We start from the raw sequence: 13,098 nt of genomic DNA on the forward strand, positions 1-13,098 counted from the left end.
GCCGGTCGTTGAACCGAGAGGCCGCGGCGTACTGGATGCCCCGCATGCGCGCGGCATGACGATTGAGAGAGGATGCAAGTTCGCGTTCTCGCGACATGAAATGTCCGAGCTTTTGCGTTCGTTTCGCCCTCTCACTTAGCAGAGGGCGCAGGGAAAGCCGGGTGCCGATCGCACCCATGGGTCCCGCGCAACAAAAAACGCGGGAGGTAGGACCACAGGTGAAACCGGAGCAATCCCGGCTTTCCCTGCGCGATGGTTTTACGGCTTATACGTGCTCTCCCCGGCGAGACTGGGCTTTGTTGTCACCGTCATCAGTGAAAGCTCTTGCCCCCACTGACGAGACACCTGCCACTAGGGCGTCAGGCCTGCACGACTTCGCCGTCCGCTATCTGCCACGCTCGTCAGCCGTGACATCGGCGTCCACCGCATCCCAACCCAACACTCGTGACGATCGCGAAGCGCCCCTCAAGCGGGTGAGACGGGCCATTCATACACTGAGTTGCGCTTCTGGAAAACAGAAATATTTTCGATGCAGGGGCTTGCGCCGTCGGGCAAATCAGTGATCCGTGAACTCATCAATGGGTGGCACGACCGTCAAGAAACCGGAGCGGGAAGCCAAAGGTCACCCCTGCGCGGATCTCGTCGACGGGGTGTCCATTCGTGAGGCCGCGCCGAAACGCAACGTCCAAGCTCAGATTGTCGCGAATCTGCCAGATTAGGCCAATTAGACCCGATATCGTCTCCTCCTTGCTGAACTCATTTTCGTAGAACACTTCGGCGACCGGCCTCACCGTCCATTTTGACGGCCCTTCCAGAATGGTGCCGAAGAAAACATCGCCATGATGATCGCGGGTGAGTGCGGTCTCGGCGTTGAAGTGGATCGTTCCCCAATCCCAGCGTTGCGAGACGATACCCGCTAGGCTCGCGCCGACGCCGGACATGCCGGTGCTGTCGGGGAGAAGCACGCCGAACTCGGTGGCAACGCTTGGTCCGGTCTTGTTCTGCAGGCTTCCAGGCACGATGACGTGTTTGAGAAAGGCCCCTGCTGCCGTCAGGCTCGTGGGGCCGGAAGGCGACAGCGGGGTTTCACCCTGACCCTCGAGGACGGCCTCCCAGTCCTCGCTAAGACCGTAGTTGAAAACCGCAGCGGGCGCGACGAGTGTCGTGCCTTCCATATCATGCCGCCGTCCGGCAGGCTGCAGTTCGATCTCGACTTCGCCCGGAGCGGCGACGGCGGCATCAGTGCCGTCGAAGGGGCGATAGGCCCGCGCAGGGGAGGACAATACCGTCAAGCCCAGACCGATCGCCGAGCCCGACATAAGAAGCTTGCCAAGACGTCCTTTGCACTGGCTGGGTGTGAACATGCGTGTGTCTCACGGCCATAAGCTTAAGGAAGTGGGCGCAATATCCAGATCGCTGCCGGCTCGGTGGAAGTTGCCCGCGCGGCGACGAGCAGACGATCCAGCTCCGGCGCGAAGAACGACGTGCGTGCACCCTGCGCGGTAGGGATGCGGCTCAGCCGGCGATAGATGGCGCCGTCGACCTCAAACACGTCGACAAAACCCGCTCCGCAACTGGCGTAGATGCGGTTGCGCTTTCGATCGACGAAGAGATCGTCGATATCGCCGCAAGTTTCGACGCTCGCAATTTGCTTTCCATCCGCCATGGAGAAAGCAGAGAGCTCGGGCGGGCTGCGGAACGCCACCAGAATTCGCTTGCGATCGCGATCGATGGCCATCGCGAAGTTGCCGCCCTTGTCCATCGGCCAACTCGCCAACGATTTTCCGGATGCGCTGCCGATCACCGCGACCGCGTGGGAATCAGGCAGGTTGACGAAGATCCGGCCGCCGTCGGGATCGAGCTGAAAACTCTCGGGGTGCGCCTTCAACGGGATATTTTCGATTCTGTTGCGCGTCGCGGCGTCCAGGACCGCGAGGCCTCCGTCTCCGTAGCCGATGACGACACGCTTGGCGGCAGCATCGATGCGGACGTTGTCGGCGTCGCTGCCGAGATCGATGCCTCCTGCCGCTTCGTAAGTCTCTCCTTGGAAAAACCTCACCGAACCATCCCGCGCATTGGCCACATAGAGTGTGTCGCTGGATGGCTCGTAGCCGACGCCTTGCGGCTCCTTCAGCCCCGTAATTCTCTGGATCACACTCCGTCTTGCCAAATCCACGATGCCGACCGTGTCGTTGCCGAGTTCTGCCACGATGAGCCGTAGCCGTTTTGCATCGACCGCCATGTGGTCGATGCGACCGCGCACGTCGCCCAGCAAAATCTTGCCTTCGAGTTGCAGGACGTTGTCTCCCGATTGGGACAAGGCGGGAGCGCCGGCCAAAATGGCGATACACGCCGACACTGCTGATATCCTCCGGAACGGATATGCCATCACGTCCTCCGGTCAGTGAACCATCACCCAGGTCGGTTGCAGCCATGGATATGCAATCAGGCCGACCACGGCGGTCGCAGCGATCAGAAGCGGGTTGCTCACCTTCCAGCGGAACAGGACGGCAAGCGAGATCGCGCCGATCAGCGCTGTCAGCCAGTCGCCGATCGCGATCTTGCCGAGCAGGATGCACGCGCCGAGAATGGTCCCGATCGCGGCCGCATAAGCGCCTTTCACGAACCCCTGAACATTCGCGTTTTCGCGGTGCCGGGCCAGCAGCGGCGCAACGATCAGCACCAGCAGGAACGACGGCAGGAAGATGCCCACCGTGGAGACGAGCGAGCCCCAAAAACCGGCCACGAGGTAACCGACAAAGGTCGCGGTGATCACCACCGGTCCCGGACTGATCATGCCGATCGCCACCGCGATGAGGAATTGCCGCTCGTCGAGCCAGTTGTACTGCTGCACCAGCCCCTGCTCGAGAAACGGCACGATGACGAGGCCGCTGCCGAATGTCAGCGAGCCGGCCTTGAGGAAGAACAGCAGAAGCTTGGTGAGCGTGGAGCCGGTGGCCGCAGGCGCGATGGGACCCGCGGCGGCCGGCACGACCACGATTGCCGACAGGGTCGTAGGCGTGCGCTTGAACAGGCTGCCATAGTAGAGGATGCCCACGATTCCGGCGCCGATGAACAGCAGCGCGACTTCCGCCTGGAGAATGACGGTGACGGCCAGGCAGACCGCCGCAATCGCCCATTGCAGCCAGTCCTCCATGCCCAGCTTGGCGAGCCGGTAGCAGGAGTGCAGGATCAACGCGATGACCGCAGGGCTGACGCCGTAGAAGATCGCGGTGACCGGCTGGAGATCGCCGAGATAGACGTAGAGGGCGCCGAGCGAAGCCACGATCACAAAATTGGGGAGGATGAAGCACCATCCACCGACCCAGGCTCCCCAAAAGCCGCCGCGAAGCCAGGAGACATAGACGCCGACCTGGATCGCCAACGGCCCCGGAAGCGATTGGCAGATAGCAATCGATTCCCTCATTTGCTCCTTCGTCAGCCACTTCTTGTCGTCGACCAGCTCGCGTTCCATCTGTCCGACGAGCGCAACAGGCCCGCCGAAGCCAAGAAAACCGAGGCGCAGGAAGTAGCGCGCCAATTCTGTCAGACGGCTGTGCTGCGAGATTGTCGGCGTGATCACGTCAGAAACTCCCCCTCGAAGGAATCTTGCGTCTCACCGCGGGCGGGCGGTGATTTGAAGGAAGCCGTCTAACGGGAGCCCAAATCCAACCAGCCGCCGAAGTGCCTTGGAGCGCATGGCCCAATGCGTCGATCAACGAGCGTGGAAGATGTTTGAAAAATTGTCGGTAGGTAGCAGACATGCAGCGTCCTTGTGAAAAGTTGGACGCGATTCTTGGGCATGGCGCCTCGCGGGGAGATCGCTTCCCCGTGTGAATTTAGTAACGGCAACAGGACGAAATTGTCAACGTCGCAGGAGCCTTATGTATGCAGACCTATTAAGCAGATCGGCCGCGGATGTGCCACAGACGCAAGCCCAGCGCGGAGTGGATCGCGACGCCGCGGCAGGTATGGATCAAAGGCGCGAAAGGTAGTGTGCGAGCGCCGTGATGGCGTCGTCGCTGAGCGGATAAGCAACTTCCGCCATCGCGGCCACGCCGCCTCCGGTTCGCACACCGGCTTTGTAATCGTGGAGCGCCTTGACGATGTATTCCTCGCGCTGGCCCGCAATGCGGGCCGCAGCCTTGTTTCCGGAGTAGTTCTCGCCGTGACACGACGCGCATTTGCCAGCGGCGGCGGCCTGTTTGCCGGCCTCGGCCAACTCCGGATGGTCGTCCGGTGCTTTGGCGGAGGAGGAGTCGGCAGCCTTGAGCGAGGCAAAGTAGGCGCCGAGATCGCGGACATCCTCATTGCTGAGCTGCTCCGCGAGAGGCGCCATCGTCTCGTTCTTCCGCGCGCCGCTGCGGAAGAAGACCAACTGCCATTGCAGGAAGAGGTCGGGCTGCGATGCGAGCGACGGGACGTTCTCCATCGTCGAGATGCCGTTGTTGCCATGGCAGGTCGCGCACGTCTCGGCTTTGGTTCTTCCGTTGTCGGCATCTGCCGCAGCCGAGCCGATACCGGCCGCGATCGCGCAGGCTGCGAAGGCCGATCGCAGCAGGAGAGGCCGGGCCATCAATCGTCGCGGCCGCGGCCGCTCGGCTACGGAACTCTTCATCAACATATCCTTCTGAGCGTCATCGCCGGTCGTGCGACAATGGCGTCAACTCTTCGTGCTCGCCGTCTTGTCGAGCGCGGCCCGCAAGCCCTTGGCAAGCTTGACGGCGTCGTCATTGGCCCAGAAATGCATGAAGAACAGGCGCGGCTGTTCTTCCAGCATATGGCTATGCAGCGCGGTCACGTCGATGCCGTGCGAGCGCAGCGCCATGATCACCGGGTTGACCTCGTCGCTTGTCAGCACGAAATCGCCGGTGATGGCCGCCTTGCCTTCACCGGTCGGCTGAAAGTTGATGCCGATGGCGACGCCCATCGGTCCGACCGGACTCAACTGCATCCCTTCCTGGGTGATCGGATCGCGGCGCGGAACATTGAACTGATAGACGCCGCCGTTGGCCTTGCCCTTGACGCCGATGATCTGATCGAGCTGGGCGGTATCGAGATCGACCGCCGGCGGAGGCGCGGCCGGCGCCGCGGTCTTGAGCGGCGTCTTGCTTTCAGCGAGCCCATCACGGATTGCCGTGGCGAGCTTGACCGGGTCGCCGTGGCCGGCGATGTGCATATAGAAAGTCGCGGGACTCGCGCGGAGCAGATGGTTGTGCACGGCCGTGATCTGCAAACCGCTTGCGATCATCTTCGACATGACCGGATTGATCTCGGATTCAAGCAGCACAAGGTCGCCCATGGCCATGACGCCATCGTGCACGGGCTTGAAGGCGACCCATCCTCCGAGCGCCAGCGCCGGTTTGATGGTTACACCATCGAGGGTCACCGTGAGATCTGTCCGCGAAAAGCCGTAGCGGTGCACATCGCCCGCAACGGCAGGTTTTCGGCCCAGCGTCTCATCGACCTTCTGCCAATCGATACTCTGCGCATGAGCGGCTGAGACGAACGGCTCGGCGAAGACCTGCCAGTCGATGGTCTGGGCGTTTGCGTCGGCGGCGACGCAAAAGGCGCCGATGCCAATCACTGCCGCGATGATGTTTCGCATTGTCGCGCTCCTTGAAACAGATTTCACGGTTGCTCTAGTTCCTTTGCAGCGATGAGGGCTCCTTCGCTCTACTCCTTCGAAAGACCCACGATCGTTGGCGCGCCGGAGATGTCCTGCACCGAGATTTCCACGAGGTCGCCGAAGCGGACGGCGTTGAAGAGCAAACCGTCCTGCACCTGGAACGGCTCCGTCTTGTCGGGGGACAGGCGGATCCTGATGGTGTCGTTGCCCTCGTCGACGCTCTCGACGATGCCGTGCAGCTTCTCGATCGGCGGCGGACGGACGGTTGCCACAACGCAACGACCGAGTCCTGGTTCCTGCCGACGTCGAGCGGCGCCGACAGCGTCGCGCATGGCCACAGGACAGCCGCGCAGAGGGCGATCATCGATCTCATCATGGTCGTTCACTCCATCATGTCGATGTCGATTGCTTCGAGCAGGCGGAACGTCTCAGTCCTGTTCCTTGACCTGACCGCTGCTGTCGATCACCAGCCGTACCTGCTTGCCGTTCTTCATTGCCCTGGCCGTCGTGCCCTCGGCCGTCGACTTGATGTCGCTGACCTCCGCGTAGCCGGCGGCCTGCAGCTTCGCGACCAGCTCGTCCCGCGTCAGGGCAGAAGCGGGCGCGGCTGCGCCCGCAATTGCCAAGGCGAGAAATAGGTGGGGGAGCCGTCGTGTCTGCATGGTCGTTCTCCTGGTCGTATCCTGCCCCAGGGCTTCGAAATGCGCGGTTCCCTCGTTTCAGATGACGTCCGCCAGGCGCAGCGCGATGCCCGTGATGCCGGAGGCGGCGAGATCGGTTATGGCTTCACCTTGTTGGTCGGCCAGTTGTGCGTCTCCCTGGTCGCGTCGCGGCACCACCGATAGAAGGCATCGTAAAGCAGGAGGCCAGCGCTCAACTGTTCGAGGTCGTCGTCGAACATGCGCGACAGACCGAGCGAGGCGGCGAGCAATCCGGGCGCCTCCGGCGACAGATCGAGCCGCGCGGTATCCGCGGCGCGCACCATCATCGCGAGCCGTTCCAGCGCCGGGGTGGAAAGGCCGAACTCCTTGACCATCACGTCGAACGTGCAGAGTTCGCCCCGGTGGCTCCAGAACACGTTCTCGATATCGAACGGCGTGGCCTCGAACTTTTCGGCCACGGCCTCGACTTCGGAGGAGGTGACGAACAGGAACACGGCGGCTGGATCGACGAAGCGGCGGATCAGCCAGGGGCAGGCGATGCGATCGATTTTCGGCCGCGATCGCGTGACCCAGACGGTGCGGCCGCGCCCGTCACGCTTCGGGATTCTGTCTGCTGGAACGGTCGGAAGTTCGGCTTCTCGCCAGCCGAGATGTCCGCCGTCGAGTATTTCCGCTGCAACATCGTAGCACCGTAGCCAGGCCGCGGTGCCTTCGCTGAGCTTCTGGCCCTTGTTGCCGACGACAACCACGGACTGGCCTCTCATTTGCGAGGCCCAGTCCTGGACGTCGAGATGCGACCGGCGCGCCGCGCCGGGTATCAGTCGTGGGTCTGCGGCGAAATCCTCGTCGGCTCGAACGTCGATGAGGGTCGGCGCGTTTGCCGTGCCGATCAGCCGCGAAAGCTTTTCCGATGAGATGGATGTGTAAGAAAATGACATGCTGCGTCCTTGGTGATCTGGACGCGATTCTTGGGCATGCCGCCTCGCGGGGAGATCGCTTTCCCCGTAGGCAAAATAGAAGACCCTGCGGTCCGCGCTGTCAACCTCGGCAGTGCCTGGCGACTTCAACGAATTGCGAGGCGGACATGACAGGCCGCTTGCCGTTTCGATGGAACGGGGGCGTCGGCCAGAACGGAACGGGCGATGGCACTACTTGTGCGGGTTCGTCTTTTCATCGGTCGAACCGCATCGAGAAACGGCTTGATGATTGGGGAGTGTGCGCAGTTGCGGTGATGGGCGATGCTGTGCCGGCGAACCGCCGGCTCACGCGCGCCCGAGACGCTTCGCTGCCATTGCTTGCGCCGCCTCGACGGGCGAGGGCATCCAGCGCCTCTCAACGCTGCCGGTCGCGCGCCGCGCTTCGCTGATGTGGGGCACGCATCTCGCAACCGACGCGAATGGTTCCGAGCGTATTTGGCGTGCCGGCCGCTGCCGGCGCCATGCCGGTTCTGCCCAAATCCTCATCACCGGTTTGATTGAAAACAGTGCAATACCATACATTTATTTATCTAAATCAATTAGTTGTATAATATTGCATGCAGAATACAAAATGTTCTTGTCGTTTCACGTCGGCTGGAACAGACTTCGCTCCGGGCAGGGCAGGCGGATGACCTTCAATGGCGAACGGTCACGCGAGGAAAACCAAGCCGCTGACAGGGGGTGAGCAATGAGCGAACAGGTTTCCACCATCGCGATCGCAGACACGGCGAAACCGACCGGCGTGCGCTGGAAGATCTTCCTGCTGATGCTGTTCCTGATCTCGATCAACTACATCGATCGTGCCTCGCTCTCGGTCGCGATGCCGCTGATCGCGAAGGAGTTCGACATCGATCCCGCGATGCAGGGCTTGATCCTGAGCTCGTTCTTCTGGACCTATGCCGTGATGCAGGTGCCGGGCGGCATGCTCGCCGACCGGTTCAAGCCGCGGATCGTGATCGCGTCGGCAACGCTGCTGTGGGGCGCGTTCCAGGCGCTCGCGGCGTTGTCCACGAGCTGGTTCCTGCTGCTGCTGACCCGGCTCGGCCTCGGCGCGTCGGAAGCGCCGATCTATCCGGCCGGCGGCAAGCTCAACGCGATCTGGATGACGCAGACGGAGCGCGGACGCGGCGCCACCTTGCTCGACGGCGGCGCGCCGCTCGGCGCAGCGCTCGGGTCGATCGTGATCGCGTGGCTGATGGCGGCGTTCGATTCCTGGCGCTTGGCCTTCATCGTCGCGGGCGTCGGAACGATGCTGTGCGGCCTGTGGGCGTGGTACTACATCCGCAACGAGCCGCGCCAGCACCCCTCGGTCAACGAGGCGGAGGCGCGCTATCTCGAGGAGGCGCATGCGATCGAGGACGCGGCCACGCCGCCCTCGTCGGGCGCGAGCTGGATGGCCTATTTCCGCTTCCGCTCGGTGTGGTGCATGTGCCTGGGGTGGATGTTCTTCAACACCACATTCTACGGGCTGCTGACCTGGATGCCGAACTATCTGTACAAGGTGCACGGTTTCGACATCAAGGTGCTGGGCAGCGCCTCGTTCATCATCTTCTTCGCGGGCTTTGTCGGCGAACTGGTCGGCGGCTGGATCGGCGATAGCTGGCGAGCCCGGGGCGGGGCGCCGAACACGGTCTTCCGCACGCTGTTCGGCATCGCGGCGATCATGGCCACCGTCTCGATCTTCCTCGTGGCCTATGTCTCCAATCCGGTCGCGGTCGTGGTGCTGCTGTCGACCACGCTGTTCTTCCTGCGCTGGTGCGGGATGTACTGGGCCATTCCCTCGGCGCTCGCGGGCCGCGGCAAGTCCGGCTTTCTCGGCGGCTGCATGAATCTCGGCGGCAACATCGCCGGCATCACGACGCCCTTGATCGTCGGCTTCATCGTGCAGGCCACGGGCTCCTACTTCCTGGCGCTGATGTATTTCGCCGCCGCCGGCATTGCGCTGTTGATCTGCTCGACCCTGATCGACTACAGCCGCAAGCTACCTGTCTAGAACGGATGCGGCCGGGCCCATCGAGGCCCGGCCCGTTGATGAGGCCAGTGAATGACACGTCCCGTCCGGCTCGGCATGCTGACGCCGTCATCGAACACCGCGCTCGAGCCGATGACCTATGCGATGCTGGCCGGCATCGATGACGTGTCGGCGCATTTCTCCCGCTTCAAGGTGACGGAGATCGCGCTGTCCGAGTCGGCGCTCCGCCAGTTCGACGCCAGCGAGATCCTGCGCGCCGCCGAGCTGCTGGCGCATGCCAAGGTCGATGTCATCGCTTGGAACGGGACGTCGGCGAGCTGGCTCGGCTTCGATCGCGACGAGAGCCTGTGCGAGCAGATTACGGCCTCGACCGGCATCAAGGCCTGCACCACGGTGCTGGCCTATCGCGATCTGCTGCGGCGGATCGGCGCCAAGCGCATCGGGCTGGTGACGCCATATCGTAAGGACGTCCAGGACAGGATCATCGCCAACTGGAATTCGGAAGGGCTGCACTGCTTCGCCGAGCGGCATCTCTCGCTGCAGGACAATTTCTCCTTTGCCGAGGTCAGCGAAGCCGAGGTCGCAAGGCTGATCGAGGAGGTGGTGCGCGAGGGCTGCGATGCGGCGATGGTGCTCTGCACCAACATGCGGGGCGCCGGTGCCGCCGCGCGGCTGGAGCGGGGATTTGGCGTTCCCGTGCTCGATTCGATTGCGGTGACGCTGTGGGCGTGCCTGGCCGCGACCGGCTGCGATCCGTCGCGCATTCACGGCTGGGGCAGCCTGTTCTCGAACCCCGATCTGCGGGCGGCGGCCGCGATCGACGCGGAGGACGTGATCCTCGGTCGTGGTGATGAAGGCGAAGCGTGACTGAAGCGAAGACAACGAGGCGCAAGAAGGATCCCAAGCGCGCGCGCCCGATGACGGCGCTGCAACGGCGCCGCCTGCGCGTGCCGCGGATCGGGCTGCACGAGCAGGCGGCTGAGCGGCTGCGCACGATGATCGTTCGCGGCGAGTTGGCGCCCGGCCAGCTATTGGGCGAGGCGGATCTGTCCGACGCGCTCGGTGTTTCGCGGACGCCGCTGCGTGAGGCGTTGAAGCAGCTCGCGACCGAGGGCTTGGTCGAGTTGCGCCTCAACCACAGCGCCGTGGTTGCGCCGTTCCGACGCGCGGAGCTGACCGATCTGTTTGAGACCGTCAGCGGCATCGAACGCTGCGCCGCCGAGCTTGCCGCTGCACGCATGGAGCCGTCCGACGTCGAGCGGCTCGAGGCGCTGCAGGAAAAAATCGAATGGCACCATGGCCGTGGCGAGCTGCGCGAGTATTTCCAGATCAACCAGCAGATCCATTCGGTCATTGTCGGGTTCGCGCGCAATGCCGTGCTGAAGGCGACCCACGACGCCCTGCTGGCGCGGGCCGAGCGCGCACGCTTCTTCGCGCTGTCCGTGCTCGGCCGATGGGAGGAATCGGTGCGCGAGCATCAGGAGATCCTGGCCGCGCTGAAGGCGGGCGACGCGGCCCGTGCGGGACAATTGCTTGCCCATCACGTGCGCCGCACCGGCGAGATCGTCGCCGAGACGCTGGACGGCAAGGCGGATGCCGTCGCTGCGCCGGAAGCACCTGAGAAGTCGCGCGGCCGCAAGACAAGGAAAGTTGCGCAATGAAGGTCCTGCTGCTCAATCCCAACACAACGGCGGCCGTGACGGATCTGCTCCATGCCGCCGGCAGCAAGGTGGCTTCCGCCGGCACCGAGCTCGTGCCTGCCACCGCGCCGCGCGGCGTGCCCTATATCGCCACCCGCGCCGAGGCCCAGATCGGCGGCGCGATCGCGCTCGAGATGCTCGCGGAAGCCGGCTCCGGTTTCGACGCCGCCATCATCGCCGCATTCGGCGATCCCGGCCTGTTCGGCGCGCGCGAACTGTTCGCGTTTCCCGTCGTCGGGCTCGCCGAAGCCGCGATGCTGACCGCCTGCATGGTCGGGCGGCGGTTTTCCATCGTGACCTTTGCCGGGGCATTGACGCCCTGGTACGAGGAATGCGTCGCGATGCATGGCCTTGCCTCGCGCTGCGCCGGAATCCGCACGCTCGACGGTTCGTTCCGGTCGATCTCGGAAGTTCAGGCCGAGAAGGAGGATCTGCTGGTTGCGCTGGCCAATCAGGCGGTCGAACAGGACAAGGCCGATGTCGTCATCCTGTCCGGCGCGCCGCTGGCCGGGCTTGCGGCCAAGGTCCGCGATCGCATTCCGGTGCCGGTGATCGATCCCGTCGCGGCCGCGGTGCGTCAGGCGGAAACGCTCGCCGTTCTCAATCCACGCAAGGCGGTCGCCGGCACCTTCCGCCGTCCCGATCCGAAGCCAACGTTCGGGCTGGCGGAGCCGCTGGCTGCCGTCATCGAACATCGCACACCGAAGGAGGGAGCCCGCTGATGTCCTTCGACACCGTCATCCGCGGCGGCACCGTCGTCACCGCCGCCGACACCTTTACCTGCGACGTCGGTATCCGCGACGGCAAGATCGCGGCGCTCGGACACGATCTCGGCCCCGCAACTGCGATCATCGATGCGACGGACCGGCTTGTGCTGCCCGGCGGCATCGACAGCCATGTCCACTTTGCCCAGCCGTCCGGCGACGGCATCGTGATGGCCGACGGCTTTGCCAGCGGCACGCGCTCCGCGGCGTTCGGCGGCAACACCACCGTGCTGCCGTTCTGCCTGCAGGAGAAGGGCCAGACGCTGCGCGAGGCGCTCAAGGCCTATCACGCGCTCGCCGAAGGCCAATGTCACATCGACGTTGCCTTTCATCTCATCGTCACCGATCCGACCGAGCACGTGCTGGGCCAGGAGCTGCCGGCGCTGGTGGAGGACGGCTACACCTCGCTGAAGGTCTTCATGACCTATGAGGGCCTGGCGCTGTCGGATCGCGAACTGCTCGAGACCATGTCGGTTGCGCGCGAGACCGGCGCCATGCTGATGGTGCATGCGGAAAACTACGATGCCATCCGCTTCCTGACCGACCGCCTCGAACGCGCGGGCAATACCGCGCCGCGCTTTCACGCCACGTCGCGGCCGATCCCGGTCGAGCGCGAAGCCACCCACCGCGCCATCTCGCTGTCTGAACTCGTCGACGTGCCCGTCATGATCGTGCACGTGTCGAACCGGGAATCGATGGAGGAAATCCGTCGCGCGCAGCAGCGCGGACTACGGGTGATGGGTGAAACCTGTCCGCAATATCTTGTCTTGACCGAAAAGGATCTCGATCAGCTCAACATGGAGGGCGCGAAATACGTCTGCTCGCCGCCGCCGCGCGATGTCGCCAGCCAGAAGGCATGCTGGGAAGGCCTGCAGCAAAAGGTGTTCTCGGTGTTCTCGTCGGACCATTGCCCGTTCCGCTACGACGATCCGCAAGGCAAGCTGGCGCCGAAGGGGCGCACCAGCTTCCGCTGGGTGCCGAACGGAATCCCGGGCGTGGCGACGCGGCTGCCGATCCTGTTTTCGGAAGGCGTGGTGAAGGGCCGTATCGACCTCAACAGCTTTGTCGCCTTCAGCGCGACCAATCATGCCAAGATTTACGGCCTCTATCCCCGCAAGGGAACGATCGCGGTCGGGTCCGACGCCGATATCGCGCTGTGGGATCCGACGCGCAAGGTGACCATCCGTCATGAGCTGATCCATGATGGCTCGGACTACACGCCCTATGAGGGATTGGAGGTCACCGGCTGGCCGGTCTTGACCATGGTGCGCGGCAAGGTCGTCGTCGATAACGGCACGCTTGTCGGCGGCAAGGATCACGGCATGTACCTGCCGCGCGCCAGGCCGCCGGGAGCCGCAACCATCACGTAACACGCGAACAAAAGAAGGCAGGAG

Annotated in this window: 13 protein-coding genes; 5 read left to right on the forward strand and 8 right to left on the reverse strand. The window is 63.8% G+C overall.

The window, feature by feature from the left end; translation table 11 throughout:
* Positions 1–575 precede the first annotated feature (575 nt).
* From MTX19_RS16985 to MTX19_RS17020, 8 genes are all read right to left on the reverse strand, one after another.
* Complete coding sequence (locus MTX19_RS16985) at positions 576–1,364, reverse strand: hypothetical protein (protein ID WP_280984514.1); 789 nt, start codon at positions 1,362–1,364, stop codon at positions 576–578.
* Positions 1,365–1,387: 23 nt separating this feature from the next.
* Positions 1,388–2,389, reverse strand: a complete 1,002-nt coding sequence (locus MTX19_RS16990) for a YncE family protein (RefSeq protein ID WP_280984515.1) — start codon at positions 2,387–2,389, stop codon at positions 1,388–1,390.
* Between the two features lie 12 nt (positions 2,390–2,401).
* On the reverse strand, positions 2,402–3,583 hold the full coding sequence (chrA, locus tag MTX19_RS16995) for a chromate efflux transporter (protein WP_280984516.1): 1,182 nt from the start codon (positions 3,581–3,583) through the stop codon (positions 2,402–2,404).
* A 393-nt stretch (positions 3,584–3,976) separates the two neighbouring features.
* Complete coding sequence (locus MTX19_RS17000; RefSeq protein WP_280984818.1) at positions 3,977–4,576, reverse strand: c-type cytochrome; 600 nt, start codon at positions 4,574–4,576, stop codon at positions 3,977–3,979.
* Between the two features lie 87 nt (positions 4,577–4,663).
* Entirely contained in the window at positions 4,664–5,608 is a 945-nt protein-coding gene (locus tag MTX19_RS17005; protein ID WP_280984517.1) for a DUF1259 domain-containing protein, read from the reverse strand.
* A 68-nt stretch (positions 5,609–5,676) separates the two neighbouring features.
* Positions 5,677–5,901 (reverse strand): hypothetical protein, encoded by a 225-nt coding sequence (locus MTX19_RS17010; protein WP_280984518.1) that lies wholly within the window; start codon positions 5,899–5,901, stop codon positions 5,677–5,679.
* Positions 5,902–6,057: 156 nt separating this feature from the next.
* Positions 6,058–6,291, reverse strand: a complete 234-nt coding sequence (locus MTX19_RS17015) for a PepSY domain-containing protein (RefSeq protein WP_280977509.1) — start codon at positions 6,289–6,291, stop codon at positions 6,058–6,060.
* 116 nt (positions 6,292–6,407) lie between these two features.
* On the reverse strand, positions 6,408–7,229 hold the full coding sequence (locus tag MTX19_RS17020; RefSeq protein WP_280984519.1) for a sulfurtransferase/chromate resistance protein: 822 nt from the start codon (positions 7,227–7,229) through the stop codon (positions 6,408–6,410).
* A gap of 727 nt (positions 7,230–7,956) precedes the next feature.
* Between MTX19_RS17020 and MTX19_RS17025 the strand changes: the two genes are divergently transcribed.
* From MTX19_RS17025 to hydA, 5 genes are read left to right on the forward strand one after another with little or no spacing between them, the layout of a single operon-like run.
* Complete coding sequence (locus MTX19_RS17025; protein WP_280984520.1) at positions 7,957–9,261, forward strand: MFS transporter; 1,305 nt, start codon at positions 7,957–7,959, stop codon at positions 9,259–9,261.
* A 51-nt stretch (positions 9,262–9,312) separates the two neighbouring features.
* The gene (locus tag MTX19_RS17030; protein WP_280984521.1) at positions 9,313–10,107 is read left to right on the forward strand and encodes an aspartate/glutamate racemase family protein; all 795 of its coding nucleotides are present in this window, start codon (positions 9,313–9,315) and stop codon (positions 10,105–10,107) included.
* Positions 10,104–10,901 carry a GntR family transcriptional regulator gene (locus MTX19_RS17035; RefSeq protein WP_280984522.1) on the forward strand — a complete coding sequence of 266 codons (798 nt, stop codon included), beginning with the start codon at positions 10,104–10,106 and terminating at the stop codon, positions 10,899–10,901. The genes MTX19_RS17030 and MTX19_RS17035 overlap by 4 nt, the downstream gene beginning before the upstream one ends.
* Entirely contained in the window at positions 10,898–11,662 is a 765-nt protein-coding gene (locus tag MTX19_RS17040) for an aspartate/glutamate racemase family protein (RefSeq protein WP_280984523.1), read from the forward strand. The genes MTX19_RS17035 and MTX19_RS17040 overlap by 4 nt, the downstream gene beginning before the upstream one ends.
* Positions 11,662–13,074 (forward strand): dihydropyrimidinase, encoded by a 1,413-nt coding sequence (gene hydA / locus MTX19_RS17045; RefSeq protein WP_348638380.1) that lies wholly within the window; start codon positions 11,662–11,664, stop codon positions 13,072–13,074. Before MTX19_RS17040 ends, hydA begins: the two co-directional genes overlap by 1 nt.
* The last annotated feature ends 24 nt before the right edge of the window (positions 13,075–13,098 follow it).

The sequence above is a fragment of the Bradyrhizobium sp. ISRA464 genome (assembly GCF_029910095.1).
Classification (GTDB): Bacteria; Pseudomonadota; Alphaproteobacteria; order Rhizobiales; family Xanthobacteraceae; genus Bradyrhizobium.

Coding starts and splice junctions, on each gene's coding strand:
- MTX19_RS17020 (WP_280984519.1), bottom strand. CDS start 7,229: ATGTCATTTTCTTACACATCCATCTCATCGGAAAAGCTTTCGCGGCTG.
- MTX19_RS16990 (WP_280984515.1), bottom strand. CDS start 2,389: ATGGCATATCCGTTCCGGAGGATATCAGCAGTGTCGGCGTGTATCGCC.
- hydA (WP_348638380.1), top strand. CDS start 11,662: ATGTCCTTCGACACCGTCATCCGCGGCGGCACCGTCGTCACCGCCGCC.
- MTX19_RS17000 (WP_280984818.1), bottom strand. CDS start 4,576: ATGGCCCGGCCTCTCCTGCTGCGATCGGCCTTCGCAGCCTGCGCGATC.
- MTX19_RS17030 (WP_280984521.1), top strand. CDS start 9,313: ATGACACGTCCCGTCCGGCTCGGCATGCTGACGCCGTCATCGAACACC.
- MTX19_RS17015 (WP_280977509.1), bottom strand. CDS start 6,291: ATGCAGACACGACGGCTCCCCCACCTATTTCTCGCCTTGGCAATTGCG.
- MTX19_RS17005 (WP_280984517.1), bottom strand. CDS start 5,608: ATGCGAAACATCATCGCGGCAGTGATTGGCATCGGCGCCTTTTGCGTC.
- MTX19_RS17040 (WP_280984523.1), top strand. CDS start 10,898: ATGAAGGTCCTGCTGCTCAATCCCAACACAACGGCGGCCGTGACGGAT.
- MTX19_RS16985 (WP_280984514.1), bottom strand. CDS start 1,364: ATGTTCACACCCAGCCAGTGCAAAGGACGTCTTGGCAAGCTTCTTATG.
- MTX19_RS17025 (WP_280984520.1), top strand. CDS start 7,957: ATGAGCGAACAGGTTTCCACCATCGCGATCGCAGACACGGCGAAACCG.